Here is a 25,286-nt window from a genome sequence, read left to right as displayed (position 1 = left end):
CGTCTGCGGGGGTGGCGCGCCAATGTTTTAGTCTGGGCGAAAAGGTCGGCCCCGGCCGGAGGGGGGAAGGCGTGGGCGAGGTGCGCTTCGGTGTGCACGACGTCGCCGGGATCAGGTTCGCGATTTCGCCGTTGTGGGAGACCGCCGCCTCCTTCCGGGCGGCTTCGGACCCGGGCCGGTACGCCGTCCACCTGCCGTGGATCAAGCGGGCGGTGACGCTGTGGGAGGACCGGGGGCTCGCCGGTCGGCTCGCCCCCCTCCACGAGCTCGCCTCCCGGCCGGCGTGGCCGGGTTTCGTGACTCCCCCGCCGCGGTGTCCGCTGGCCGAGTTCGAGGACGAGCTGGCCGCCCTGGCGGCCACGCCGACGGCGCAGGTCCGCTCCGATGCCGCGGCGGCCGGCGGACTCACCCCGGCGACGCCCTACGCGCGGCGTCTCGCACGGGAGCCCGGGCCGGCGCTGCGGGAGCTGGCCGACGCCCTGCACACCTGGTGGGAGGCGGCGGTCAGGCCGTACTGGCCCCGGATCCGGTCCGTACTGGAGGCGGACATCGCCTACCGGACCCGGCAGCTCGCCGAGGACGGCATCCAGGAGGTGTTCACCCGGCTGCACCCCTCACTGCGCTGGGCCGGCGACCGGCTGGTGTCCACGGACCTGCCGGCGGCCGGACTGGACCTGGGCGGCACCGGCCTGACCCTGGCACCCAGCGCGTTCGCCGCGCGCTGCCACCTGCTGTCCGGGCCCGGACCCACCCCGCCGGCCGCCGTGTACCCCACCCGGGCGGTCGCCACCCTCTGGGAGCACCGCGACACCACCGGGGACGGACTGGCCCGCCTGCTGGGCCGCAGCCGGGCCCGGCTGCTGCTCCTCACCAGCTCCCCCGCCACCACGACGCAGCTCGCGGCCCGCTGCGGACTGAGCCTCGGCGCGGTCTCCCAGCACCTGGCCGTCCTGCGCGACGCGGGCCTCGTCACCAGCCACCGCTACCGACGCGAGGTCCACTACACGGCCAGCGACCTCGGCACCGCCTTGCTGGACCGGGGGGTAGCGAGGGCACCCCGCTCTACGTGATGACGAAGGAACCGGACGACGGCCGCTGGCTGCTGACCGCCTGCCAGAACACCGCCGTCCACCAGGACCAGGCGTAAGGGTTCAGAGGCCGGTGAGGTGTTCGGGGCGGATCGGGGTCCTGTCGAGTTCCAGGCCCGTCGCGTTGCGGATCGCCGCGATGACGGCCGGGGTGGAGGACAGGGTCGGGGCCTCGCCGATGCCGCGTACGCCGTACGGGGCGTGCGGGTCGGCCAGTTCGAGGTAGTCGACCGGGATCGTCGGGGTGTCGAGGATCGTCGGGATCAGGTAGTCGGTGAAGGACGGGTTCTTCACCTTCGCCGTCTTCGGGTCGACGATGATCTCCTCCATCACTGCGACGCCCAGCCCCTGGGTGGTGCCGCCCTGGATCTGGCCGACGACCGACAGCGGGTTGATCGCCCTGCCGACGTCCTGCGCGCAGGCGAGTTCGACGACCTTCACCAGGCCGAGTTCGGTGTCGACCTCCACCACCGCCCGGTGCGCGGCGAAGGAGTACTGGACGTGACCGTTGCCCTGCCCGGTGACCAGGTCGAAGGGCTCGGTGGGGCGGTGCCGCCACTCCGCCTCGACCTCCACGGCCTCGTCCTCCAGGACGTCCGCGACGGCCGCGAGCACCTCGCCGTCCTCGGTGACGACCTTGCCGCCCGCCAGGCGGAGCCCGTCGCCGGCCCACGCCGGGTGGGCCGAGCCGAACTTGCGCCGTCCGATCTCCAGGACCTTCTCGCGGACGAGCTCGCAGGAGTTCTTCACCGAGCCGCCGGTCATGTACGTCTGGCGGCCCGCGGAGGTCGAACCGGCCGAGCCCACCTGGGTGTCGGCGGGATGGATGGTGACCTGCTGGACACCCAGTTCGGTACGGGCGATCTGGGCGTGGATGGTGACACCGCCCTGGCCGACCTCCGCCATGGCCGTGTGGACCATCGCGACGGGCTCGCCGCCTATGACCTCCAGGCGCACGCGGGCGGTGGAGTAGTCGTCGAAGCCCTCCGAGAAGCCGACGTTCTTGATGCCGACTGCGTAGCCGACGCCGCGGACGATGCCCTCACCGTGGGTGGTGTTGGACAGGCCGCCCGGCAGTGCGCGGACGTCGGCCTCGCCGTCGGCGGTCTCCCACTGGCGCTGGGGCGGCAGCGGACGCTCCTTGACGCGGCGCAGCAGTTCGGCGACCGGGGCCGGGTGGTCGACCGGCTGGCCTGTGGGCATGATCGTGCCCTCTTCCATGGCGTTGAGCCGGCGGAACTCGACGGGGTCCATGCCCAGCTTCGCCGCGAGCTTGTCCATCTGGGCCTCGTACGCGAAGCAGGCCTGGACGGCGCCGAAGCCGCGCATCGCGCCGCAGGGCGGGTTGTTCGTGTAGAGGCCGATCGCTTCGATCTCGACGTCGTCGATGACGTACGGGCCCACCGAGAGGGAGGCGGCGTTGCCGACGACCGAGGCCGTGGACGAGGCGTACGCGCCGCCGTCGAGCACGATCCTGCACTTCATGTGCGTCAGCTTGCCGTCCTTGGTGGCGCCGTGCTCGTACCAGAGCTTCGCCGGATGACGGTGCACGTGGCCGAAGAAGGACTCGAAGCGGTTGTAGACCATCTTGACCGGCCTGCCGGTGCGCAGGGCGAGGACGGGGGCGAGGATCTGCATCGAGATGTCCTCGCGGCCGCCGAACGCGCCGCCGACGCCGGCCATCGTCATGCGGACCTTCTCCTCGGGCAGCCCGAGGACCGGGGCGATCTGGCAGAGGTCCGAGTGCAGCCACTGGGTGGCGACGTAGAGGTCGACGCCGCCGTCCTCGGACGGTACGGCGAGGCCGGACTCCGGGCCGAGGAAGGCCTGGTCCTGCATGCCGAAGGTGTACTCGCCGGTGACGATGACGTCGGCGCGCCGGGCGGCCTCGTCCGCGTCGCCGCGGACGATCGGCTGGCGGTGCACGATGTTGGGGTGCGGGACGTGGGAGGAGTGGTGGTCGTCGCGGTCCTCGTGGACGAGTACGGCGTCCGGTGCCGTCGCCGACGCCTCGTCGGTGACGAGGGGAAGCTCGCGGTACTCGACCCGGATCCTGGCGGCGGCGCGGCGGGCGGTCTCGGGGTGGTCGGCGGCGACGACGGCGACCGGTTCGCCGTGGTGGCGGACTTTGCGGTGGGCCAGGACCGGGGTGTCCCGGAACTCCATGCCGTAGTACTTCACCGGGGCCGGCAGGTCGTCGTACGTCATCACCGCGTGGACGCCGGGCACGGTCAGGGCCTCGGCGGTGTCGATGGACACGATCTCGGCGTGCGCGACGGTGGAGCGCAGGATCTGGCCCCACAGCATGTCCTCGTGCCACATGTCCGAGGAGTACGCGAACTCACCGGTGACCTTCAGGGTGCCGTCGGGGCGCAGTGTCGACTCGCCGATGCCGCCCTTGGCGGTCCGGGAGCCCTGGGTGACGTCGGCGGGGATGCCGGTGGTGGTTCGAGCCATGATCTGACCGCCTCTTTCTGGCGTTTCGCGTTCGTGGTGTGCTGGGTGGTGCCGTGGTTCCGATGTGCCGGGTGCTGCCCGGCCGCCGGCGTGCGCCGTCGGCCGTGCCGTGACCCCCGTCCGCGGCACGCCCGTGCCGGGCCGTCCGTCCTGCCGTCGGGGCGTGCCGTCCCGGCCGGATGCGCAGAAGTAGACAGCGGCTCCCCGGCACCGGGGCAGTCACGGATCGCTCAGAACCCGCTCCCCCGCCGCCTGTTGACAGCCGTACTTTCCCACTCCCTCACGCCGCTGAACTGCGGTGATCCGGGTGTTGCAGACGGCGGGGCGTGAGAGGGTGGCGATCATGCGGCTACGTGAACTTCTGGACGCCGACGGGCTGGGGTTGGTGCTGCTCGTCGGCCCGGACGGCGCAGACGGCGTGCTCGATCGCCCCGTACGTGCCGTCCCGACCCTCGACCTGGCCGATCCTGGCCGGTTCCTCCGTGGCGGGGAGCTCGTCCTCACCGAACTCGCCTGGTGGCACGAGGACGGGGATGCCGAGCCCTTCGTGGGCGCCCTCGCGCGGGCGGGGGTCACGGCCCTCGCCGCCGGGCAGGCCGCTCACGGCTGCGTCCCGGACGACCTCGTACGGGCGTGCCGGCGCCACGGCCTGCCCCTCATCGCCGTGAGACCGGAGACCCCGTTCACCGCGGTCACCGAACACGTCCTGCGCCGGCTGCCCGGCCGGCACGTCGCCGACCTGGCCGCCCTGGTCGAACGCCACCGGCAGCTCCTCACCGGCCGGACGTCCGCGCCGGACGCCGTACTGGAACTCGTACGGCAGAGCCTGGGCATCGAGCTGCGCGTCCTGTCCGTGACCGGACGTCAGGTCGCCGGAAGCCGGCCCGGACCGCACGCCAAGACGGCGGCGGCGCTGGCCGCCAGGTACCTCGCCGCGCGCCGCTCGGGCCGGGCGGCTCCCCACCGGGTCACGTTCGGGAACCGGATCCACACCCTGATGCCGGTACCGGAGCCCGGCGGCCCGTCGGCTCCGGACTGCGCGGCGGAGTGGGGTGACTGGCTGCTCGTCGTGGAAGCCGACACCTCGGGCTGGCCGGCGCCGGAGTCGGAACTCCTGGGCCGGATCACCGAACTGATCGCCGATGCCCGGTCGGCCCACGAGCGCGGGAAGGCCGCGCTCCACGATCTGGCCCGCCGGCTCCTCGACCTCCTGTACGGCCGCGTGCCGCCCGAGGAGATCCCCGTCCGGCTGAGCGCCACCGCGCAGGCCCTGGTCAGCCAGGTGTCGCACTGGCCGCCCTGCCAGTTCGTGGTCGCCGAGGGGCGGTGGCACGGTAGCCGCCCCATTCCGGCCGCAGCCCTGCGCGTCCTGCTGGAGGAGGCCCTGCTCCGGCCGGACGGCCCGATGCCGGTGTCACCGCAGGACATCGCCGCCACCGTCGACGGCGACCAGGCCGTCCTCCTTGTGCTGGTGCCCGGCCGCACGCCCGGGACCTCCCCCGGCCCGACCCTCGACCACGCTGCCCTGCAGCGCACCCTCACCGCGGCGCTCGCCCGCTGGCTCGGCCCGGCGGACCGGATACGCGTGGGGGTCAGTTCACCGGCGGAGACCCCCGGGAGCGCACGCCGCGCCCTCGACGAGGCCCGCACGGCGCTGCGCGCCGCCCATGACTCCGCGCAGCGGGTGGCCGTACGCGGATCGGACGAGCTCACCTCGCACGTCCTGTCGCTGCTGCCCCTCATTCCGGCCGAGACCCTGCAGGCCTTCGCCACCCGGCTCCTCGGCCCCCTGCGCAATCACGACAGCCGCCACCGGACCGAGCTGCTGCCCACGCTCAGGACGTTCCTCGACTGCGACGCGTCCTGGACGAAGTGCGCCGCCGAACTCCACCTCCACGTCAACTCCCTGCGCCAACGCATGTCCCGTATCGAACAGCTCACGGGCCGCGACCTCACCACCCTCGAAACCCGCCTCGACTTCCTGGCGGCCCTGAGCACCGTCGCGACGACCGATACTTAACTGATCATCACATCGGGAAGAAGCGACAGGAGATCAGTGTGAAGACGGTAGTCCGGGGAATGGCTTGCACCATCGCGTTGGTGGCGGCGCTGACCGGCTGTGGGAGTGGCGGGGACCCCGTGTCGGTGTCGGTCGGAAACGGCGGCGGGAAGGGCAAGGCCGCCGGGCCTCTGTCCGTGGAGCAGATCCGGGCGGCGCTCCCGACCGATACCAGCATGGGCAGCAACTTCGCCGGAGACGAGGCGGTTGCGGCCGGCGGGGACGGGGCCCGCGCCCACTGCGCCGAGACCACGGGGGCGACGTGCGACGGGCTGGTGGCCGGAGGCATGAAGGAGCTCAAGAGGAGGGGCAGGGGCGAGACCAAGGTCGAGTTCACCCTCTTCTCCTTCGATTCCCCCAAGGCCGCGACCGCGGCGATGAAGAGCCTGTCGGCCAAGCGACGCACTGACATAGAGCCCACCCCCGCGCCGGTCAAGGTGGAGGCCGGAGCGGACGAGACCGACGCGGTCGGGAACGACCGGGTGACCGCCGTGGTCATGCGCGTCGGCAGCGTCCTCGTGTACGTCTGGGCGGTGGAGACCAAGCTCGAAGACACCAATTTCGCGGCCCAGCACCAGGTCGACCGCCTCAAGACCGCCGTCTGAGCCCCGGCCCGGCGCCACGGCGCCCGGGCCGCCGGCCGCGGCCGGGACAGAGCGCGGGCCCATCGGCGGGGGTCGGTTACTGTCATCACGATGATCAACAACGTGGCCCAGCCCGTGCCGGACCCGAGAACCTGGCGGTCCGCGGCTGTGCCGCCGGTAGCGAGAAGGACACCACCCCCATGCCCAACCGGCCCTCCGCCAGGAGAGCGGCCTGCCTGGCCGCCGCCGTGCTGACCACCGCATCACTGACGGCCTGCGGCTCGTCCGAGCCGGCCCCGAAGGACGGCAAGGCGCCTTCTCGGCCGCAGGAGAAGCCGACGGCCGTCAGCGAGGACACCCAGGTCGCGAAGGCCGCCGAGGCGTTCATGAAGGCCTGGATGCTCGACCCCGCCGACGTCAAGGCCATGTGCGAGCACGAAACCAAGGCGGCGCGCCCCAACTTCACCGATGACGGTGGAACGGTCGACGGCTGCATCGCGTCACGCAAGACCCTCACCGAGCGGACCCCCGAAGCGGATCGCGCGCCGCTGCGGTTCACCATCGACCACGTTCAGGATGTGAAGGCGTCCAGGAAGCACCCTGGCGGGAAGGGAGTCCTCGCCACTGGGCAGCGCGACGGCGAGAAGCCGTTCCGGTACGTGCTCCGCCTCATCAAGGAAGACGGTCAATGGCTGGTCGAACAGTACGAGGACGTGTACGAAGGCAGGTACGGCCACAGCGCCGACCCGGTGGCGGACGTCCTGTGGTCCATGGGCTGACCCGGCAGGCCGCGGCAGCAGTCGAGGTTTGAAAACCTCTTTTCGACGCAGACGAGTAGAAGGACACGCGCGTCGAATAGAGGTACCCCATGGGCATGAGGTTCCCGGGGAAGCGGAGTCGACGCAGGGTGTGGCGCCGCAGGCGGACGCTCGCGCACTGGGCGCCCAAGGCCGTCATCCGCCGCCTTGTGATGCGCGCAACCGCATGGGGCCTGCGGATGATGCTACGAAGCTTCCTGCTCGCCTTCCGGCAGGGAGTACGCGCCACGCTGCGCCGCCGTCTGATCTGCGTGATGGTCACGGCACAGCTGTAGGGCTGTGTGCCTGTGCCCCGGCGTCGGCCGTCCCTGTTCTACGGGGATCCCGGCGCGGGCTCCCGCGGCGCAGGGGTCGCGGGGGTCTGCGGGAGCGCAGGGGGGCATGTCGTGTGGGCGGCGTCTTCCTCCGCGCGCGGCCAGTCCCGTCCTTCGAGGGCCTCGGCGCTGCGGTTGAGCCGGACCAGGACGTCCTCCAGCTCCCGCACCTCCTCGGGGGACCAGTCGGCGACCACCCGGGCCAGGCAGGACAGGTTGGCCTCACGGTCTCCGGCGAGCCGGCGCCCGCCTTCGGCGGTGATGCGCAGCTTGCGGGCCATGCCCCCGTCCGGGTCGGCGACGCGCTCGGCCAGGCCGCAGCGCAGCAGTGCGGCCGTCTGACGGTTCACGGTCGAGGTGTCGAGCCCGAACGCCTCCGCCAGCTGTCCGATGGACATGGGGCCCTGGGTGTCGATCCGGCTGAGCAGCAGGTACGCCGACCGCTCCAGGCGTTCGGGGTCGCGCTCGCGCCGGGCCAGCACCTGGTGCCGCGAGAGCAGCATCAGCTCCCGCTCCAGTTTCTCCAGCACTGCGCCTCCCGCTCCTTCCGGCGCTCCATTATCGCGGACCCGTGGACCGCTCCGCCGCGGGCGATCGGCTCCCCGCGCGAGGGCCCGGCCCCGCCCGGCCATATGCATGATACATAGCGTGTGTACTATGCACTTCTCGTTGCCACCCCGACGAGCCACAGCCTCAATCCGGAGGACCCGCATGACCGTCACCACGTCCACCGCCTCCCGCGCGGCCGAGATCCTGTCCCGGCCCGTCACGCTGAACGGCCTGACCGTCCCCAACCGCATCGCGATGGCGCCGATGACGCGGATGTTCTCCCCCGGCGGCGTGCCCGGCGAGGACGTGCAGGCGTACTACTCCAGCCGGGCCGCCGCCGGCGTGGGCCTGATCGTCACCGAGGGCACCTACGTCGGTCACGAGTCCGCCGGTCAGAGCGACCGGGTGCCGCGGTTCCACGGCGAGGACCAGCTGGCGGGGTGGGCGAAGGTCGCCGCGGCCGTGCACGAGGCGGGCGGCACGATCGTGCCCCAGCTGTGGCACATCGGCATGGTGCGCAAGCAGGGCGAAGCCCCGTACCCCGACGCGCCCGCCGTCGGCCCCTCCGGCATCCGCGTCGACGGCACCGAGGGGACCGGCAAGGCGATGACCAGCGCCGACCTCGACGAGGTCATCGGCGCCTTCGCCGACGCCGCCGCGGACGCCCACCGGATCGGCTTCGACGGCGTCGAACTGCACGGCGCCCACGGCTACCTGCTCGACCAGTTCCTGTGGGAGCGGACCAACCGCCGCACCGACGGTTACGGCGGCGACGCGGTGGCCCGTACGAAGTTCGCCGCGGAGATCGTGGCGGCGGTCCGCGAGCGCGTCCCGGCCGACTTCCCGGTGATCTTCCGCTACTCGCAGTGGAAGCAGGAGGCCTACGACGCCCGGCTCGCGCAGACCCCGGAGGAGCTGGAGGCGATCCTGGCCCCGCTGGCGGCGGCGGGCGTCGACGTGTTCCACGCCTCCACCCGGCGCTACTGGCTCCCGGAGTTCGAGGGCTCGGACCTGAACCTGGCGGGCTGGACCAAGAAGCTCACCGGCCGGCCGGCCATCACCGTCGGCTCCGTGGGCCTCGACGGCGACTTCCTCCGCGCCTTCGCCGGCGAGGGTGCGGCGCTCGGCGACATCGACAACCTCCTGGACCGCATGGAGCGCGACGAGTTCGACATGGTCGCCGTCGGCCGGGCGCTGCTCCAGGACCCGCAGTGGGCGGCGAAGGTCCTCGGCAACCGCTTCGACGAGCTGAAGCCGTACCACCCGGCGGCGCTCCAATCGCTCAGCCGGTAGCAGTGCGGGCCCCGCGGTGATCACCGCGGGGCCCACTCCCCGTCCGTTCAGGAACGCGGTGAGACCTGGACGATGGCCTCGATCTCCACGAGCTGCTCGGGGACCGACATGTCGCTGACCCCGACGATGGTGTCCGTCGTGCGGTGGTTGCCGACGTACTCCTTGTGGAGCCGGGCGGCCGTGTCGAAGTTCGCGCGGAGGTCCTTGGTGAAGATCTTCATGCTGATGATCTGGCTGCGCGGGACCCGGTAGTGCGCGAGGACCTTGTCCAGGTTGTCGAACGACGTCCGCACCTGCTTCTCGAAGTCGCCGGCGCCCACGAAGTTCCCGGCCGCGTCGTGCGACACCTGCCCCGAGATGTAGATCGTGTCCCCGGCCCGGATGCCCTGCGAGTACCCGTAGGACTCCTCCCACGGCACCCCGAACCCGAAGTGGTCCCAGCCGCGGCGCGCCTGGTCCTGCGCGCTGGCGCCCTGCAGTCCCGTGAAGGTGATCATCGCAGCCACGACCGCGGCCACCACGGCGCCGATACCGACCCTGCGCCTCGACTTCGTCATTCCTCGTGTCCCTTCGTCCCCAGTAGAGCCCGGAGCCCAGACGCTGTCACGGCAGAAGCGAGAACTCCTTGGACGGGAATCGAGCGGGCGTCAGGTCCCGCTAGCCGTGCGGCCCGGTCCGGAACGCGGTCCGGGCAGCCGCGCGCACAGGCGCTGCTGCCCGGACCACCGGCGTCTCGGTCAGTCGGTGTACAGCACCCACAGAGGGGTGGGGTACAGCCAGAACGCACAGGTGTAAGGGACACCCCTGGCCTGGCCGGCGGCCTCGCACTCCGCCTGGGTCCGGAAGTAGCCGACCGGCTTCCGTTCCGCCGAGACCGTCGCCGACCGGGCGGGCTCCGCCGCCCGGGCATCGATGGTGGCGCCTCCCACGAGGAGCGCGCTCCCCAGGGCCATACCGGTCAGTGCGTAACGCGTTTGCATCGTGTTCCCCTCTGCAGTCCGAGGTGCACATGTCCGGGTCGAGCCTCTCGCGAGGCACTCGACGACCGAGCGCATGCGGGTCGAGACCTCGGTGGCAGACTCGGCTCCGTGCATACCTCCGTACCGGAACCGAACCGGCAACTCTCCGACCCCAGCGCGCTGTTGCTGGACTACCTCGACTACTACCGGTCCGCCATCAGTGCCAGGATCGAGGGGCTGCCGGACGCGGAGCTGCGCGTCAGCCGGCTCCCTTCCGGGTGGACCGTCCTCGAACTGCTGAAGCACCTGGTGTACATGGAGCGGCGCTGGCTGCGCTGGGGCTTCCGCGCCGAGCAGGTCCCGGCGCCCTGGGGTGACCGCGGACCGGCGGACCGCTGGTACGTCGGCCCGGAGGAGACGGCCGCGGGCCTCCTCGCCGCGCTGCACGCGGGTGGTGAGTACACCCGCGCCGTCGTGTCGGGTACGCCGCTGTCCACCGTCGCCGGGGCGGGCGGCCGCTTCCCGGACGACGGCACTCCGCGGCCCACCCTGGGCTGGATCCTCTTCCACGTCCTGCAGGAGTACGCCCGCCACGCGGGCCACCTGGACATCGTCCGCGAGCTCACCGACGGCGTCACCGGCCGATAGCCACGGCCCGCCGAGCCGCTGAAGTTTGCCATTCAAGATCTTGATCTTTGTTGACCCCCATGCCAGATTCGGCGCAGCACCACCCACGTCGACGGCGCAGCCCATCCGGCTGCGCCGCAACAGCTGCGGGGAGAGGCCACCACCATGCCGGTTCAACACGCCCCCGGGGATCGCCTCGCGGTGGAAAGACGGACCATCGAGGCCATACCGGACGACGAACGGCACGGCACGCCACGGAGCCAGTTCACCCTGTGGTTCGGCGCCAACATGCAGATCACCGCCATCGTCGACGGCGCACTGTCGGTCGTCTTCGGCGCCGACGCGCTCTGGGCGATACCCGCGCTGCTCGTCGGCAACGTACTCGGCGGCATCGTCATGGCACTGCACTCCGCGCAGGGGCCCCGGCTGGGCGTACCGCAAATGGTCTCCAGCCGCGCGCAGTTCGGCGTGTTCGGCGCGGTCCTGCCGCTGCTGCTGGTGATCCTCATGTACCTCGGCTTCGCCGCCACCGGCAGCGTGCTGGCCGGGCAGGCGGTGGCCAGGATGCTGCACATCGGCACGGACGCCGGGATCCTCCTCTTCGGAGCGCTGACCGCCGTCGTCGCCGTGACCGGCTACCGCCTCATCCACATCGCCGGCCGGATCGCCACCGTCGTCGGCGCGCTCGGCCTCGGCTATCTGATGGTACGGCTGTTCACGCAGTACGACGTCGGCGCGCACGTCGGCGACAAGGGCTTCGAGGCGGCGACCTTCCTGCTCGCCGTGGGTCTCGGGGCCGGATGGCAGCTCACCTTCGGCCCCTACGTCGCCGACTACTCGCGCTACCTGCCCCGGGACACCAGCACCCGCGCGACGTTCTGGTCCACCTTCGCCGGCTCCGTCATCGGATCCCAGTGGGCCATGACGCTGGGCGCGCTCACCGCGGCCGTCGCGGGCAAGGCCTTCCTGCCCGACCAGGTGGGCTTCCTCGGCGATCTGGCAGGACCCGCTTTCCTCGCGTTCCTCATCTACCTGGTGATCGTGGTCGGCAAGCTGACGGTGAACTGCCTGAACGCCTACGGCGGCTTCATGTCGATCCTGACCACCGTCACCGCCTTCGACCGCCGCTCGCGCGTCTCGCCCGCGGTCCGCGCCGCCTACATCGTCGGCTTCATCGCGGTGTCCATGGTCATCGCGCTCGCCGCCAGCGACGACTTCCTGACCAACTTCAAGAACTTCGTGCTGCTGCTCCTGACGGTGTTCACGCCGTGGAGCGCGATCAACCTGGTCGACTACTACCTGATCTCGCGCGAGCGCGTCGACATCCCGGCCCTCTACGAACCGGACGGCCGCTACGGCCGCTGGAACGTCACCGCGCTGACCTGCTACCTCGTCGGCATCGCCGTGCAGGTCCCGTTCCTCGCCACCAAGCTGTACACCGGCGCGATCACCAAGCGGCTCGACGGCGCCGACATCTCGTGGATCGTCGGTCTGGCGGCCACCTCGGCCCTGTACTGGCTCTGGGCGCGGCGCACCGCCAACCCGCCCGCCGCGACCGTCCACCCGGCCGCGACCGAGCCGGACCAGGGGTGAGGGGGGCGTTGGTGGGGCGGGAGCGTTCGGCCGGCGGGCCACGGCGGCGTGGCACGGCCGGTGCCGTACAGGCGGCGACAGGCGTCCTGGTCGTGGGCGGAGCCGCCCTGGCGGCAGTGCTGCTGCACCCCGGCACGGGGCTGTTCGTCGAGGGCCGCGGGCCGCTCGGCGGCAACCCCGTCCTCGTGCTCGGCCTCGCCGTGCTGTCGCTCCTCGGCGGCCTCGCACTGCGCGCGAAGTACCTGGAGCAGGTCCGCGCCGGCCAGGCGCTCAGCCCGGTGGAACAGCGACTGGCGGACGGTGTGAGCCGCGTGCTCCTGGGCACGGCGCTGGTCCTCCCCGTGCTCATCGTGGTCCTGCACCGGTTCGGTTCCTCGTCCGGCGGCGGCCACGGGGACGGGGACGGCCGCGGGCCCTTACCCCCGGCACCCACGCTGCAGATCCCGGCGCCCGCCCCGCCACCCGCAGCGGCTGCCGAACCCGGCGGCCAGGGCACGCAGTTCGGGCTGACGCGGATCCTGCCCGGCCTCGGCATCGCCCTGCTCGCCGTGGCCGTCGTCATCGCCGGGCTGTACCTGTGGCGGCATCTGACGCGTCCGCGGGCGCCCGGGGCTCCGGCGACGTACGCGACGCTCGACGACGAGCAGGAACTCCTGGCCCGGGCCGTGGACTCCGGGCGCCGCGCCCTGCTGGACGGTACCGACGTCCGCGCGGCCGTCATCGCCTGCTACCTCGCCATGGAGGAGTCGCTCGCCGACTCCGGCGTGGTCCGGCGCGACTCGGACAGCCCGCAGGACCTGCTGGAGCGGGCCCTCGGCGGCGGTCTGTCCGCGGGGGCGGCCGCCGCCGAGCTCACCTCCCTGTTCCGCGAGGCCCGTTACTCCACGCACCCGATGGACGGCGGCCACCGCGACCGGGCGACGGCCGCGCTGGCCGAGATCGCCGAAGGCCTTCGTCCGCGGCCCCCCGTGTCCGAAGCCGGGGCGGATGCCACGTGAAGGCACGGACACGGATCCGCCGACCCGTCGATTCCCTGCTGCGGGCGCCCGGTTCGGTGCGGCACTCACTGGCCGTACTGGGTACCGTCGCCCTCGCGGCCGAAGTGCTGCTCGCCCTCGCCGACGGCGTCGCCGCGGCCGCCACCGGCCTCGCCCTCATCACCTCGGTCGCGCTGGTCCTGGGCCGCTATGCCGCGGGCGGCGGCGCCCAGGACGACGGATGCCGCAGAGCCGTACGCCTGCTGGGCAGCCGGGCCCCGGCGCTCGGCCGGTGGCGGCGCATGGTGACCGAAACCCTCGCGGACGACGCCGAGGCGCACCTGCGCACCGTGATGCGGTCGCAGCTGCAGCGGCTGTTCGCGGCGCGGCTGGCCGAGCGGCACGGCGTGGCCATGTACCGGGACCCTCAGCGGGCCCGGGAACTGGTCGGCGCCGAGCTGTGGCCGTGGATCGACCCGGGGGCCGCCGCCCCGCAGCCCGCTCTTCCCGAACCCGTCCTGCGCTCCCTGCTCGACCGTCTGGAAGCCCTGTGACCGGTGGCGCCCACGGCCGGCCCCGCAGCGCGCACCGCACACCTCCGACCCCGTCCCGTCCCGTTCCCGTGAGGATCCGATCGTGATCAGCCCACAGCCCATCCCGGACCAAGACGTCCTGACACCCCGACAGGCGGGCGAGCGGGCCGCGGCCGTGCTCGACGAGATCCGCACGGCCGTCGTCGGCAAGGAGGAACCGCTGGCTCTGGTCATGCTCGGCGTCCTCGCCGGCGGCCACGTCCTCATCGAGGACCTGCCGGGACTCGGGAAGACGCTGCTGGCCCGGTCCTTCGCCACCGCCCTCGGCCTGGACTTCTCCCGCGTCCAGTTCACCCCCGACCTGCTGCCCTCCGACGTCACCGGCGCTCCGTTCTACGACCAGCGGACGGCCGACATGGTGTTCCGGCCCGGACCGGTCTTCACCCACCTGCTGCTCGCCGACGAGATCAACCGCACCCCGCCCAAGACCCAGGCCGCGCTGCTGGAGGCGATGGCCGAGTCCCAGGTGTCCATCGACGGCAGCACCCGGCCGCTGCCGGAGCCCTTCGTGGTCGTGGCCACCGCCAACCCCATCGAGTACGAGGGCACGTACTCCCTGCCGGAGGCCCAGCTCGACCGGTTCCTGCTGCGGGTGCGGATGGGCTATCTCACGGCGTCCCAGGAGGCCGGCATGCTGCGCGCACGTGTCGACCGGGCGGCCCCCGAGGCCGTCCTGCGCACGCTCAGCGGGCCGGGTGAGGTACTGGCCATGCGGGCCGCCGTGGAACGCGTCGAGGTGGACGACGACCTGCTGGACTACGTCGTCGCACTCGTCGGTGCCACCCGGACCCACCCGCACGTCCAGGTCGGCGCCTCTCCGCGCGGCGGTCTGGCCCTGGTGCAGCTCGCCCGCGCCCGGGCCGTACTGGACCTGCGGGACTACGTGACCCCGGAGGACGTCAAGTCCGTGGCGGTGCCGGCCCTGGCCCACCGGGTCACCCTCAAGCCGGAACTGTGGGTCCGTCAGATCGACGGGGACGAGGTCATCCGCGAGATCACCCAGTCCGTGCCCGCCCCGCAGACCCTGCCGCGCACGCCGGCCGTGTCATGACGGAGCCGGCGCCGGCTCCCGGAGCGGCAGCCGCCGTCCAGCGGGCCCTGGACGGCCGCCGGGACGTGACCGCCGAGCCCCCGCCACCGCCCCCGCCCGGCCCGCGCGCCGGCGAACGCGCGCTGCGGCTGGGCACGCTGGCCGTCGTCGCCCTGGCCGCCGCACTGATCAGCGGCCGCCCCTGGGTGCTCGCCCTCGCCGTCGTGCCGCTGGTCCTGCTCGCCCTCGCCCTGCCGGGCGGGCCGCGCCCGGACGGGGTGACGGCCGAGGCCGAGGTGGAGCCGCGGCGCTGCTTCGAGGGCGAGCGGGTGAGGGTGCGGATCGAGGTGGCCCACGACGGTGAGACCGGCCGCCTGGACCCCGGCGTCACCCTCGGCCACGGGGTCCGGCTCGACCACCTCGCCGTCGGTCCGTACCACGTCGAACTCGTCCTGACCGCGCAGCGCTGGGGCCGCTGGACCCTCGGCACGGTCGACGTCGACGTCTACGACCGCGGCGGCCTGGCCCGCCGCACCGTACGGGCCGAACTCGGCGAGATCGCCGTCTTCCCGGTGCCCGGACCCGCCGGCCTCACGCCCGTCCCGGTGCGGCTGCCGCAACGCCTCGGCGAGCACACCGCCGTGCAGCGCGGCGAGGGGGTCGAGGTCACCGGCGTGCACCCGCACGTCCACGGCGAACGGCAGCGCCGGATCCACTGGCCGGCCACCTCACGCCGCGGCACCCTGCAGGTCCACCAGTTCGCCGCGGAGCGCACCGCCGACACCGTGGTGCTGCTGGACGTGCTCGCGGACGTGGTCGACCCGGTCACCGGCGCGTCCTCGCTCGACGAGACCTTCCGGGCCGGCGCCGGGCTGGTCCGCGCCTACCTGCGCACCCACGACCGGGTCGGCGTGGTGTCGGTCGGCGGGGCAACCCGCTGGCTGCAACCGGGCAGCGGCCAGGAGTACTTCTACCGGATCGCCGAGAGCGTGCTGGCCGTCCGCAAGGACCTCGCCCACCGCACGGAGGGCCTCGGCCCGCTGCCCCCGCCCGCTTTGCCCGACGGAGCGCTGGTGTACGTCCTGACGCCGCTGACCGACCAGCGGATCTTCGACGTCCTGCACCAGGTGCGGGGACGGGCCAACCCGATGGTCGTGGTCGAAATCCCCACCGGCGACCCGGTCGTGGAACCCGGCGACGCCGAGGGCGAGCTCGCGCTGCGACTGTGGCGGGCCGACCGCCAGGCCATGCGCTTCGCCCTCGTCGAGAGCGGCATCGCGGTCGTCGCCCACCGGCCCGGCGAGACCCTCGACCTCGCCCTCGCGCCGCTGCTGCGGACCCGTATCCGCGGAGGGACGCGATGACCACGGCCCCCGCCCGGCCCGCCCGGCTCCTCGCACGTCTCACCTCGCGGATCACCGACCGGCTGCTCGGAACGGCCCTCGCCGTCGCCGCCTGCGACCCGCCGGCCGTCCTGCACGCGGCGCTTCCGGTCAAGGTGCTGGTGGCCGGGGCGGCGGCGGCCGCGTGGTGGGCCGCGCCGATGGTCGACGCGCGTCCCGTCCTGACCTCCATGAACCTGCGGGCCGTCGCGGCCCGCCGCAGGACGACCCTGCTGCCGGCCGCGGCGATCGCGGTCGCGGCGGCCACCGGCCCGGCACTCTGGCTGGTCGTCTGCATCGCCGCCCTGCTGCTCGCCTACCTGCTGGTCACCGACGCGTGGACGGCCGGGGTCACCGCCCCGCCCGGCCGGCCGTCGGCGACACCCGCACTGGCGGCCGCGGCCGCGAGCGCGGTGGTCCTGCTCGCCGCCCAGGCGTCGGTCGCGACGACCTCGTACGCGAGGCTGCCGGCCGCCCTCGCCGTCGCCGCGACCGCGGCCTGTCTGGTACTGGCGCTGTGCACCCGTCGCCGCCCGGCCGGTCCTGACGGGCGCCCGGACACCGAAGGAGACCACCGTCCCCCTCGCTGACGGCGCCGTCCGCCGCTCGACCCCTTCCCGACCGGCCTTCGAACGGTTCTCGGGACCCTCGTCGCACGTTCGACAGCACCGTGACCGCGAGAGGGGAACATCATGCGCGTACGCCATGCACTGATCGGTCTGGCCCTGGGGAGCGCACTCGCCGTGGGAGGCACCGCCACGACGGCCCAGGCGGCCGTACCGGCGGCGTCGGCGAAGTCCTCGGCCGCCGCCGCGAACGCGGCCGACTCCCCGTCGTTGCACTGGGTCGGGATCTATCCGACCCAGGCCGAGTGCCAGGCCGCCGCTGAAGCCGTCGGCAGCGAGCAGTACACCTGCGGGTTCATCAACTTCGACACTCTCTGGCGCGGCTGGGTCCTGAACGCCTGGTACTGACCGGCCCACGGCGCCGTTGAGAACCGCCGCCGCCCCGCCCCGCCGGGCCGCGGCGGTGCGGCGTGCGTCAGGGGTGGCGGGTCTGGGCCGCGGTGCGCCAGATTTCCGCGGCCAGATCGAGCATTCTGGCCTCCTGGACCTCGCCGGCCAGCGCCGTGAGGTCGTCGAGGGCCGTGAGGTCGCCCTGGGCGATGCGGATCTGCGCGCGGAGCATGCGGTACCTGACGCGGTCCCGGTAGCCGAGGAGCAGGGTGTCCCGGTCGATGGCCTCGCAGAGGGCGGCGGCGGCCGCGTGGTCACCCTGGTGGTGGCGGAGCTGCGCCGTGAGGAAGGCGTGCTCCTGCTGGTTCGCGGGGGTGCCGACGAGGTCGAGGGCGGGTTTGACCTCGTTCAGGTAGCGCTCGACCAGGTCCAGTCGCGCGGGGACGCCCTGGAGGGTGAGGGCCGCCGCGGCCAGGCGCAGCCGCGTCCACAGCGCGAGGTCGTCGCGGCTGCGGACGGCTGCGAGGGCCTTGCCGAGCAGGAGGTCCGCACGCGCGTAGTCGCCGGTGCGGGTGGCGACGGTGGCCGCGGTCCACCAGACCTCGCCGGCCAGGGGGCGGTTCGGCTCGTTCAGGGCCTCGCAGGTCTCCTCGCTGAGCCGCTTGGCCTCGGCGAGGTCGCCGAGTTCGGCCGCCGCCGAGACCAGCAGGATCTTCAGGCGGGTGACGTCGTCGTTGTCCAGGCCCGCCTGGGCGGCCAGGAGGAGCCCGCCCCGCGCGGTGCCCCGGGCGTCCTCGATGCGCCCGAGCGCCCTCTCGCACCGGGCCAGGCGCAGATGGGTGTGGACGAGGAGCACCGGATGGACCAGCTCCTCGCTCACCCGGCGCAGTTCCCGGAGCGTCCGGTACTCGTCGTCGCGGTCGCCGCACTGGCTCTGGAGTTTGGCGAGCTGGGCGCACGCCTGCCAGCGGACGGTGAGGTCGGCGTGGGTGTCCAGCTCCAGCGCGTCCATGAGCAGCCGCCGCAGGTCGCTCGCGGCCGCCGAGTCCCAGATGGCCACCGTGGTGGCGAGCACGTCCGCGAGGCTCGTCACCTCCGTCTCGTCGAACGCGGTGGCGGGCACGTTGAGTTTGGCGGCGAGGTGCTGCACGCTCTGCATGGTCGGCGGGCGCGAGCCCGCTTCCAGCCGGGACACGTACGCCGCGGACATGCGCGGCCCCGTCAGGCTGGCCTGCGTCAGCCCCTGTTTCTGCCGCAGCTGGCGGAGGCGACGGCCGAAGGCCGGCTGGTCAAGCATCTCTGTTCACCTTACGTACGCCCCCCTTCATCCTGAACATCACCGGATCGAGTCAATCCGTTACTTGGGCGGTCAATATACGGGACGTGCGTGGTGCGCGACACGCCGATGGCAGAGCGCTTACCCCTGGACCGGACGGACCGGCCACTCGATCTCCAGCGTCGGCCCGGTGGGCCACTCGATCTCATCGCCCCCGGCGACGGCCTGGCGGTTCGCGGCCGCGGCGTCACCGGGCGTGGTGACCACCGACAGCAGAGCGACCACGAGGGCGGCTACGACGGCGAGGAGCTTGGCGAGACGCACAGGTTCTTTCCTTCCGGGAAAGGTTCGTCCGGGGTGCGACCCAGCGCCCCGGAGCTTGTTCGGGCCGTGCTGAGGCGACGCTACGGCCCGCATGACACGCGAGTCAAACATTGACACGCCTTGACCGCCTCTCTAGTTTTGAGCGCATGGACATCCGAGCATTCCGGTACTTCATAGCGGTTGCGGAGGAGCTTCACTTCGGCAGGGCGGCGGGGAGGCTCCACATCTCGCAGCCCGGTCTCTCCCAGGCGATCAAGGGGATGGAGCGCGAGATCGGCGCCCCCCTGTTCCACCGGTCGCGGCGGCTCGTGACCCTGACCCCGATCGGTGAGGAGCTCCTGCCGAAGGCGCGCCGGCTGGTCGCCCACGCCGAGGTGGTCAACGGCTTCGCCCACGAGATGGTCGACCGTCACCACTCCACCCTGACGCTCGCCCACACCGGATCGGCGAGCCCGGGCCGGGCCGGGGAGCTGACGGCCGCGTTCCAGTCGGCCCGGCCGCGCATCACCCTGCGGAGTTCGGCCGGATTCAGCTCGATCAATCTGGAGCGCGTACGGGCCCGGGCGATCGACGTGGGCTTTGTACGCCCGCCGGTGGACCCGGGGGACGACCTCGGCCTGCTGGGCGTGGGACGCGAGGAGGTCCTCGTCGCCCTGCCCGCCGGCCATCCGTTCGCCGACCGGGAGTCAATCCCCTTCCCGGCCCTCGCCGGGGAGCCGCTGGTCTTCTTCCCGCGGGAGTCGGGCGGACTGTGGGAGTCGATCATCCACGCCGTCTATCCGGCGGGGCGGACACCCCGCATCGCCCGCGAGGAGCCGGACGAGGCCCACATGCTGATGGCGGTCGCCCGGGGGCACGGCATCACCCTGGTCACCAGGGAGTCCGTGGGCCTGCTCGACGTGCCCGGCGTGGTGCTGCGCGAGCTGGAGGGCAGACCCACGGTGCCGCTGGCCCTGGTGTGGCGCAAGGACAACCGGAAGTCCGCGCTGCGGGCCTTCCTGTCGTTCGTGGCCGCCTCCGGGGCGTCCGGGGCCCGGCGGCGTCACACCACGCAGGCCGTCCGGGCGGGGCTCGCCGCCCGCCCCGAGGCGGCCGAGGCGGCCCGGATCTCCAGGGTGCAGCACTTGGCGCTCCCGCCGGCCTTGAGCAGCTCCGAGAGGTCGATCCCGATCGGGTTGTAGCCGCGGGCCGCGAGCCGGCGGCCGAGTCCCACGGCCGCTTCCGGCAGGACCACGTTGTACCCGTCCGAGACGGCGTTGAGGCCGAAGACGTCGGCGTCCTCCCGCGAGACCAGCAGGGCGTCCGGGAACAGCCGGCGCAGCACCGCCAGGCTGCCCGCGGAGAACGACTCCGGGCAGTACATGACCTCGTCCCCGCTCAGGACCGCCAGGGCGGTGTCCAGGTGGTAGAAGCGCGGGTCGGTCAGGTGCAGGCCGATCACCGGCCGGCCGAAGAAGTCCTGCGCCTCCTGGTGGGACGCGGGGTCGGTGCGGAAGCCGCAGCCGGCGAGCACCCAGCTCTCCGTGACCAGGTAGTCGCCTTCGCCCTCGTTGATGAACTCCGGGTCGCGGACGTCGGAGAATCCGTTCTCCCGGAACCACTGCGCGTACGCCGGCCCCTCGGCCACGCGCTGCTCGTTGCGGAATCGGGCGCCCAGGACGCGGCCGTCCACGACGGTGGCGCCGTTCGCCGCGAACACCATGTCCGGCAGTCCCGGAATCGGATCGATCGACTCGACGGTGTGCCCGAGTTCCAGATAGAGGTCGCGCAGCCGCTCCCACTGGAGGACCGCGAGATCCCGGTCGACCGCCTTCTCGGGGTCCATCCACGGATTGATGGAGTAGGTGACGTCGAAATGCGTGGGCCGGCACATGAGGTAGCGGCGCGGAACAGCGGTACGGAATGCCTGCTGGGACACGGAATTGATCTCCTCTGTTTCGGCCCGGAATACGGGCCGGGGATTCCGGAATGAGGTGCCGCCGGCCTCAGGCCGACGGGCTGTCCTTCACGAGCAGCGGGGTCTTGTTGGACCGTTCGTTGACGGTGAAGCGCTCGACCACCCGCACGGAGAAGGCGTTCGGCGCCTCCGTCTCCACCTCGTAGCCGAGCCGGTAGACCCGGGTCAGCACCGTGCGCCGCACCTCCCGTTCGACCTCGGCGGGGTCGGCGCCCCCGGCGGCCTTGACCCGCAGCTCCATCCGTTCGGCGGGCGAGCCGTGGTCGAACAGCGCGATCTGCACGTCGCGGACGGCCTCGTGTACGCGGGCCGCCTCGGCGATCTCCTGCGGGGTCACCAGGACGCTCAGGAACTTCATCTGCGGGTCGTCCCGGCCCAGGACCCGCAGCGCCGGGTCCTCGCGGCCGCAGGCGCAGCGGGTGAACTCGCCGACGTCCCCGATCCGGTAGCGGACCACGGGGTTGATGCACTCGGGGTGCAGGTTGGTGACCAGGATCGCCCCGTCCTCCAGCTCGATGTGCTGGTAGGGCATCAGGTGGAAGGTGTCCATGTCGCACCCCGGGCCGTTGTGCCCGATCACCCAGGTCTCCGTGGACCCGTACACGCCGTGCAGTTCCGCGTCCGGCAGGACCCGCCGGGTGATCTCCAGCGCGCGGTCGCCGAACGGCTCACCGGTCCACAGGAGCTTCGTGAACGTCGGGGGCTTGCGGCCGGTGCGCTCGTAGAACTCCAGCAGGTTGGCGATCTGGCTCTGGGTCGCGTTCAGGGCGGTGGGCTCCAGCAGGTCCACGAAGTCCAGCCACTCGGAGAGCTGTGCCTCGTCCACCGCGCCGAGCGGGATCGTCACCGCGCCGGCCTGGTGCGCCACCGCGTTGAAGAAGTTGTGCGAGGAGCAGAGCCTGCCGGGGGTGTCGTAGTTCACCAGGACGTCCTGGTGGCCGAGCGGACTCCACTCGGCCGCGATGGCCTCGACGAGCTGGCCGCTGGAGATGAAGCTCAGCTTCGGCGTGGACGTGGTGCCGCCGCTCCCCAGCACGATCGCACCGTGCGTACGCCGCCGGGCGCGGCGCAGGACGTCGGGCAGGGCGCTGCGGAAATCGTCCTTGGTCAGGATCGGAAGGTCCGACAGTTGCGGCTGTGCCAGAGCCCTCGCGTCGTCGTAACGGCCGCTGAGCGCAGGAATCTCCGCCATGCGCTCCAGCAGAGCCGGAACCGGGATCGGTGTATCGGGGTTCGTCATGCGTCCCAGTACACCCGGCCCGCTCGGAAAAGGTCCAAGTGGATTTACCACTCACCTGAGAAGCAGCGCTTATCGACCTCTGATTCGAGATGGTTATTGGACTCGCCGGTGTGCGCCGTGAATGAATTCCGGTCAGACACGCTTCTTTGAAGTTCCACCGTGCAGGGCGAGTTGGGGGAGAAGGCCATGTTGATCCGTGACGAAGCGGGACTGCGGCTGCTGCGGCAGGCGCAGGAGGAGACCCGGCGGGCCCGGCAGCGGCCGTCCGCGGACTTCCACACCCGCAAGGTGTCCGAGGCATGGGAACGGGCCGCCAAGTCCGAGGCGTTCCGGGGCATCGGGGAGTTCTCCTGGGAGGGCTTCGAGCGGCTTCCGGTCACCTCGAAGGACCGGCTGAAGCAGGATCCCTGGTCGTTCGCGGTCGGTGAGCTCTCGGAGGCGGCCAAGTACTACGAGACCACCGGCACGTCCGGGCGCGTCACGCCGACGCCCCGTCACGTCGAGGACATCGTGTGGAACACGGTGTCCGTCGCCGAGGCCTGGCGCTCCGTGCTGACCACCGGGGACCGGGTCGCGGTCCTGCTGCCCTCCGACATCGTGCCGGTCGCCGACCTCGTGGTCTCCGTGTGCGAGTACCTCGGGCTGCCGCACACCCGGGTGTACCCGTTCGCGGCCGGCATCTCCGACTGGGACCGGCTGGCCGGCCTGTGGAGCACGCTGCGGCCCACCGTCGTGTTCGCCGCTCCCGGAGTGCTGATCCAGCTCACGCGCCTGCTGGGCGGGCGCGGCACCCTGGCCGACCTGTCCGGGTCCGTGACCAAGCTGATGCTCCTCGGCGAGGTCAGCACCCCCGCGCTGCGGACCCGCATCGGCGCCTGGTGGGACGCCACCGCCTACGACGTCAGCTACGGCAGCACCGAGACCGGCACGCTCGCCGCGACCTGCGCGCGGGGCAACCTCCACCTGCTGACCAACGCGAACTACTTCGAACTCACCGACGGCACCCGCACGGTGCCGCTGCCGGCCGACGGCACCGGCCGGCTGGTCGTCACCCCCCTCAACCTCCACGCCCGTCCGCTGCTGCGCCTCGACACGGGGGACGAAGTGGAGATCAGCAGCACCCGGTGCGACTGCCCCGAGCCCGGAAGCACGGTCGTCGTCCGCGGCCGCTCCACCGACGCCCTGTGCGTCCGGGGGGCCGACCTCTCCGTCCACGCCGTGGAGGAGATCGTCTACGGCCTCACCCCGGCCACCGGGTACCTGATCGAGACGGACGCGGCCGGCTCCTCGGCCCGGCTCCTGCTGGAACGTGCGCACGGCTCCGACCGCACCGAGGAGGAGTGGGCCGTGGACGCCGTCCGCCGGGCCAGCCACGAGCGGCTCGGACTGGAATGGGACCGGATCGCCTTCCTCAACGCGCTGCCCGCGACGACCAAGAGCGGCGGGTCCCAGAAGAGCTGGAAGCGCACCAACATCCGTGTCGTGGAGAGCGTGTGATGACCCTCGCCACCAGCGAAACCCCCGTCGCGGCGCCGGCCGGCCCGGCCGGCGGCGCGGTCCTCGGCGAACCCGACCTGTGGTGCACCTACGCCGCGGTCCGCACCCTGGCCTGGCTCGGCCGTACCGAGGACGCGACCCACCCCGAGGCCACGGCCCGGTACCTGGCCGGCCGCCGCAACGCCGACGGCGGCTACGCCTGGTCGGTGGGCATGCCCTCGGACGCCTGGGCCACCTTCTACTGCACCCAGGCCCTCACGGACCTCGGCCGGCCCGTCCCCGGTCCCCGGGCCACCGCCGAGTGGCTCCGCACCACCTGGACCGGCGACGCCTACGCGATGACCCCCGGCCAGGGCGCCGAGGTCTGGGCCACCCACTTCTCCACCCGTACCGTCCTCGGCCCGGCCGGGTCCGCGGTGCCCGACCGGGCCCGGCTGCTGGCCTGGCTCCGCGCCCTGCAGACCGAGGACGGCGGGCTGACGTGGAGTCCCGATCACGGTGAAGCGGACGTCCGGGCCTGCCACTACGGGGTCGCCGCCTGGGCGGCGCTGAACGCCCGGGAACCCGTGAGTCCGCCCTGGGACGTCCCCCGACTCCTCGCGTGGATCCGGGACCGGCAGAGCGGCCGCGGCGGCTTCACGTTCTCCCCCGCCGCCGGGACCCCGTGCATGTGGGCCACGTACCGGGCGGTCGCCGCCCTGCGCCTCCTCGGCGCTATGCCCCGCCACGACGTCGTGCCGTGGATCCTGGGCCTGCGCGGACCCGGCGGGGCGTTCGTCCGCTGGGAGGGGTACGGCGTCGAAGACGTGTGGGCCTCCTTCTGCGCCGTCGGCGCGCTCGTCGGAGTCGGCGCCGACCTCACCGGGACCGCCGACGCGGTGGTCCGCCGCATCGCGGAACTCGCCTGTCCCGACGGCGGCTACACCTACCGTGAGCCCGCCCGCGCCGCCGACGCCCTGACCACCGCCGCCACGGTCCTCGCGGACCCCTCGGCCCCCGCCGCCCCCGCCCACCGCGCCTGGCTCGAAGGCTGCCTGCTGCCCAACGAGGCGGGGCTGATGTACATGCCGGGGCGGGGCAGCGAGATCCGCTGCACCCTGTGGGGCCTGACCGCGGGCGCCTTCGCCGACCCCGGACGCCACGCCGCTCAGCGGGCCGGCGTGCTGGACTGGCTGCGTTCGCTGCAGAACCCCGACGGAGGCTTCGGCTTCTGGGAGGGGCGGGGGTCCGACCCGCTGTCGACGGCGGCCGCCGTGGCCGTCGTCGGGCTGCTGGGCGCCGAGGTGTCCGCCGTCCTGGACGCCGGCGCGCTGGCGGCCTTCAGCGCCCGGGCCACGCCCGAAGGGTCCCGTGGACGTCTGCGGATCCTGCGGATCCGGCACGCCCTCGGGGACCGCGACGAGCCGTCCGTGCGCCGGGTCCTGGACGAGCACCGGGTGACCGGCGGCGGCTGGGCCGACACCGGCAGGCGGATCCCGGACCTGCTGTCCACCTACGAGGCCGTGGCCACCGCCGACCTGTTCGGCCTCCCGGTCGATCCCGGTCACCTGCGGCGCTTCGTCGACCGCGTACGGACCGGCGCCGGCACGGCCTGGACCCCCATGGCGCCCGCGGGCGGCGGGGCCCTGGCCGACTGCCTGGGCACCCTGCTCCACCGTCGGGCCGGTCAAGGCCCCACCGGCTCCCTGCCGCCCCTGGTTCTCTCCTAGGCCG

The 25,286-nt window shown here is 72.7% G+C and carries 23 protein-coding genes and 1 pseudogene; 16 read left to right on the top strand and 8 right to left on the bottom strand.

Going from position 1 to position 25,286, the window contains the following annotated elements; genetic code table 11:
* Positions 1–71 precede the first annotated feature (71 nt).
* A complete protein-coding gene (locus tag AB0F18_RS08025; protein WP_362056174.1) occupies positions 72–1,070 on the top strand; it encodes a helix-turn-helix domain-containing protein in 999 nt (332 codons plus the stop codon).
* An 81-nt stretch (positions 1,071–1,151) separates the two neighbouring features.
* On the opposite strand, the gene AB0F18_RS08020 is transcribed toward AB0F18_RS08025, so the two are convergent.
* Positions 1,152–3,545: a molybdopterin cofactor-binding domain-containing protein gene (locus AB0F18_RS08020; protein ID WP_362056172.1), complete on the bottom strand. Its 2,394-nt coding sequence runs from the start codon at positions 3,543–3,545 to the stop codon at positions 1,152–1,154.
* Positions 3,546–3,888: 343 nt separating this feature from the next.
* Between AB0F18_RS08020 and AB0F18_RS08015 the strand changes: the two genes are divergently transcribed.
* The 3 genes from AB0F18_RS08015 (at position 3,889) to AB0F18_RS08005 (ending at position 6,967) form a co-directional block, all read left to right on the top strand.
* Positions 3,889–5,565, top strand: coding sequence for a PucR family transcriptional regulator ligand-binding domain-containing protein (locus AB0F18_RS08015; RefSeq protein ID WP_362056171.1), 1,677 nt, complete (start codon positions 3,889–3,891; stop codon positions 5,563–5,565).
* Between the two features lie 80 nt (positions 5,566–5,645).
* Complete coding sequence (locus AB0F18_RS08010) at positions 5,646–6,209, top strand: hypothetical protein (RefSeq protein WP_362056169.1); 564 nt, start codon at positions 5,646–5,648, stop codon at positions 6,207–6,209.
* Positions 6,210–6,388: 179 nt separating this feature from the next.
* Positions 6,389–6,967 (top strand): hypothetical protein, encoded by a 579-nt coding sequence (locus AB0F18_RS08005; RefSeq protein WP_362056167.1) that lies wholly within the window; start codon positions 6,389–6,391, stop codon positions 6,965–6,967.
* 352 nt (positions 6,968–7,319) lie between these two features.
* Here AB0F18_RS08005 and AB0F18_RS08000 read toward each other — a convergent pair whose 3' ends face one another.
* Positions 7,320–7,823 carry a MarR family transcriptional regulator gene (locus AB0F18_RS08000; RefSeq protein WP_362056237.1) on the bottom strand — a complete coding sequence of 168 codons (504 nt, stop codon included), beginning with the start codon at positions 7,821–7,823 and terminating at the stop codon, positions 7,320–7,322.
* Between the two features lie 208 nt (positions 7,824–8,031).
* Here AB0F18_RS08000 and AB0F18_RS07995 point away from each other — a divergent pair, with 208 nt between their 5' ends.
* Complete coding sequence (locus AB0F18_RS07995) at positions 8,032–9,162, top strand: NADH:flavin oxidoreductase (protein ID WP_362056165.1); 1,131 nt, start codon at positions 8,032–8,034, stop codon at positions 9,160–9,162.
* A gap of 47 nt (positions 9,163–9,209) precedes the next feature.
* On the opposite strand, the gene AB0F18_RS07990 is transcribed toward AB0F18_RS07995, so the two are convergent.
* Together AB0F18_RS07990 and AB0F18_RS07985 are read right to left on the bottom strand one after the other, a co-directional pair.
* A complete protein-coding gene (locus tag AB0F18_RS07990; protein ID WP_362056163.1) occupies positions 9,210–9,719 on the bottom strand; it encodes a RidA family protein in 510 nt (169 codons plus the stop codon).
* A gap of 180 nt (positions 9,720–9,899) precedes the next feature.
* On the bottom strand, positions 9,900–10,142 hold the full coding sequence (locus AB0F18_RS07985) for a hypothetical protein (RefSeq protein WP_362056161.1): 243 nt from the start codon (positions 10,140–10,142) through the stop codon (positions 9,900–9,902).
* Between the two features lie 108 nt (positions 10,143–10,250).
* On the opposite strand from AB0F18_RS07985, the gene AB0F18_RS07980 reads away from it, so the two are divergent.
* From AB0F18_RS07980 to AB0F18_RS07945, 8 genes are all read left to right on the top strand, one after another.
* Positions 10,251–10,769 carry a DinB family protein gene (locus tag AB0F18_RS07980; protein WP_362056159.1) on the top strand — a complete coding sequence of 173 codons (519 nt, stop codon included), beginning with the start codon at positions 10,251–10,253 and terminating at the stop codon, positions 10,767–10,769.
* Positions 10,770–10,913: 144 nt separating this feature from the next.
* Positions 10,914–12,341 carry a cytosine permease gene (locus AB0F18_RS07975; protein WP_362056157.1) on the top strand — a complete coding sequence of 476 codons (1,428 nt, stop codon included), beginning with the start codon at positions 10,914–10,916 and terminating at the stop codon, positions 12,339–12,341.
* A 92-nt stretch (positions 12,342–12,433) separates the two neighbouring features.
* Entirely contained in the window at positions 12,434–13,339 is a 906-nt protein-coding gene (locus tag AB0F18_RS07970) for a DUF4129 domain-containing protein (protein WP_362056155.1), read from the top strand.
* Positions 13,336–13,872 (top strand): hypothetical protein, encoded by a 537-nt coding sequence (locus AB0F18_RS07965; protein WP_362056153.1) that lies wholly within the window; start codon positions 13,336–13,338, stop codon positions 13,870–13,872. The genes AB0F18_RS07970 and AB0F18_RS07965 overlap by 4 nt, the downstream gene beginning before the upstream one ends.
* 82 nt (positions 13,873–13,954) lie before the next feature.
* On the top strand, positions 13,955–14,962 hold the full coding sequence (locus AB0F18_RS07960) for a MoxR family ATPase (protein WP_362056151.1): 1,008 nt from the start codon (positions 13,955–13,957) through the stop codon (positions 14,960–14,962).
* Positions 14,959–16,305: a DUF58 domain-containing protein gene (locus AB0F18_RS07955; RefSeq protein ID WP_362056149.1), complete on the top strand. Its 1,347-nt coding sequence runs from the start codon at positions 14,959–14,961 to the stop codon at positions 16,303–16,305. Before AB0F18_RS07960 ends, AB0F18_RS07955 begins: the two co-directional genes overlap by 4 nt.
* On the top strand, positions 16,302–16,913 hold the full coding sequence (locus tag AB0F18_RS07950; protein WP_362056147.1) for a hypothetical protein: 612 nt from the start codon (positions 16,302–16,304) through the stop codon (positions 16,911–16,913). Before AB0F18_RS07955 ends, AB0F18_RS07950 begins: the two co-directional genes overlap by 4 nt.
* Positions 16,914–17,015: 102 nt before the next feature.
* Positions 17,016–17,297: a hypothetical protein gene (locus AB0F18_RS07945; RefSeq protein ID WP_362056145.1), complete on the top strand. Its 282-nt coding sequence runs from the start codon at positions 17,016–17,018 to the stop codon at positions 17,295–17,297.
* 67 nt (positions 17,298–17,364) lie between these two features.
* On the opposite strand, the gene AB0F18_RS07940 is transcribed toward AB0F18_RS07945, so the two are convergent.
* On the bottom strand, positions 17,365–18,576 hold the full coding sequence (locus AB0F18_RS07940) for a helix-turn-helix transcriptional regulator (RefSeq protein ID WP_362056143.1): 1,212 nt from the start codon (positions 18,574–18,576) through the stop codon (positions 17,365–17,367).
* A 120-nt stretch (positions 18,577–18,696) separates the two neighbouring features.
* On the bottom strand, positions 18,697–18,879 hold the full coding sequence (locus tag AB0F18_RS07935) for a hypothetical protein (RefSeq protein WP_362056141.1): 183 nt from the start codon (positions 18,877–18,879) through the stop codon (positions 18,697–18,699).
* A gap of 146 nt (positions 18,880–19,025) precedes the next feature.
* On the opposite strand from AB0F18_RS07935, the pseudogene AB0F18_RS07930 reads away from it, so the two are divergent.
* A pseudogene (locus AB0F18_RS07930) lies at positions 19,026–19,883 on the top strand (LysR substrate-binding domain-containing protein); the annotation flags it as partial.
* 38 nt (positions 19,884–19,921) lie between these two features.
* Here the strand turns inward: AB0F18_RS07930 and ddaH are convergent.
* A complete protein-coding gene (ddaH, locus tag AB0F18_RS07925; RefSeq protein ID WP_362056235.1) occupies positions 19,922–20,752 on the bottom strand; it encodes a dimethylargininase in 831 nt (276 codons plus the stop codon).
* Between the two features lie 112 nt (positions 20,753–20,864).
* Entirely contained in the window at positions 20,865–22,076 is a 1,212-nt protein-coding gene (locus AB0F18_RS07920) for an AMP-binding protein (RefSeq protein ID WP_362056139.1), read from the bottom strand.
* Between the two features lie 186 nt (positions 22,077–22,262).
* On the opposite strand from AB0F18_RS07920, the gene AB0F18_RS07915 reads away from it, so the two are divergent.
* Together AB0F18_RS07915 and AB0F18_RS07910 are read left to right on the top strand one after the other, a co-directional pair.
* Positions 22,263–23,573, top strand: coding sequence for a phenylacetate--CoA ligase family protein (locus AB0F18_RS07915; RefSeq protein WP_362056137.1), 1,311 nt, complete (start codon positions 22,263–22,265; stop codon positions 23,571–23,573).
* Positions 23,573–25,282 carry a prenyltransferase/squalene oxidase repeat-containing protein gene (locus AB0F18_RS07910; RefSeq protein WP_362056135.1) on the top strand — a complete coding sequence of 570 codons (1,710 nt, stop codon included), beginning with the start codon at positions 23,573–23,575 and terminating at the stop codon, positions 25,280–25,282. The genes AB0F18_RS07915 and AB0F18_RS07910 overlap by 1 nt, the downstream gene beginning before the upstream one ends.
* Positions 25,283–25,286 lie beyond the last annotated feature (4 nt).

The organism is Streptomyces sp. NPDC029216, from assembly GCF_040648015.1.
Classification (GTDB): domain Bacteria; phylum Actinomycetota; class Actinomycetes; order Streptomycetales; family Streptomycetaceae; genus Streptomyces.
This window is presented reverse-complemented; position numbering and strand designations above follow the sequence as displayed.

Bases quoted from the DNA above. Each gene is read 5' to 3' on its own strand.
- AB0F18_RS07975 (WP_362056157.1), top strand. From the start codon at position 10,914: ATGCCGGTTCAACACGCCCCCGGGGATCGCCTCGCGGTGGAAAGACGG.
- AB0F18_RS08005 (WP_362056167.1), top strand. From the start codon at position 6,389: ATGCCCAACCGGCCCTCCGCCAGGAGAGCGGCCTGCCTGGCCGCCGCC.
- AB0F18_RS07955 (WP_362056149.1), top strand. From the start codon at position 14,959: ATGACGGAGCCGGCGCCGGCTCCCGGAGCGGCAGCCGCCGTCCAGCGG.
- AB0F18_RS07985 (WP_362056161.1), bottom strand. From the start codon at position 10,142: ATGCAAACGCGTTACGCACTGACCGGTATGGCCCTGGGGAGCGCGCTC.
- AB0F18_RS07940 (WP_362056143.1), bottom strand. From the start codon at position 18,576: ATGCTTGACCAGCCGGCCTTCGGCCGTCGCCTCCGCCAGCTGCGGCAG.
- AB0F18_RS07995 (WP_362056165.1), top strand. From the start codon at position 8,032: ATGACCGTCACCACGTCCACCGCCTCCCGCGCGGCCGAGATCCTGTCC.
- AB0F18_RS08020 (WP_362056172.1), bottom strand. From the start codon at position 3,545: ATGGCTCGAACCACCACCGGCATCCCCGCCGACGTCACCCAGGGCTCC.
- AB0F18_RS08015 (WP_362056171.1), top strand. From the start codon at position 3,889: ATGCGGCTACGTGAACTTCTGGACGCCGACGGGCTGGGGTTGGTGCTG.
- AB0F18_RS07910 (WP_362056135.1), top strand. From the start codon at position 23,573: ATGACCCTCGCCACCAGCGAAACCCCCGTCGCGGCGCCGGCCGGCCCG.
- AB0F18_RS08000 (WP_362056237.1), bottom strand. From the start codon at position 7,823: ATGCTGCTCTCGCGGCACCAGGTGCTGGCCCGGCGCGAGCGCGACCCC.
- AB0F18_RS07915 (WP_362056137.1), top strand. From the start codon at position 22,263: ATGTTGATCCGTGACGAAGCGGGACTGCGGCTGCTGCGGCAGGCGCAG.
- AB0F18_RS07950 (WP_362056147.1), top strand. From the start codon at position 16,302: ATGACCACGGCCCCCGCCCGGCCCGCCCGGCTCCTCGCACGTCTCACC.
- ddaH (WP_362056235.1), bottom strand. From the start codon at position 20,752: ATGTGCCGGCCCACGCATTTCGACGTCACCTACTCCATCAATCCGTGG.
- AB0F18_RS07990 (WP_362056163.1), bottom strand. From the start codon at position 9,719: ATGACGAAGTCGAGGCGCAGGGTCGGTATCGGCGCCGTGGTGGCCGCG.
- AB0F18_RS07920 (WP_362056139.1), bottom strand. From the start codon at position 22,076: ATGACGAACCCCGATACACCGATCCCGGTTCCGGCTCTGCTGGAGCGC.
- AB0F18_RS07945 (WP_362056145.1), top strand. From the start codon at position 17,016: ATGCGCGTACGCCATGCACTGATCGGTCTGGCCCTGGGGAGCGCACTC.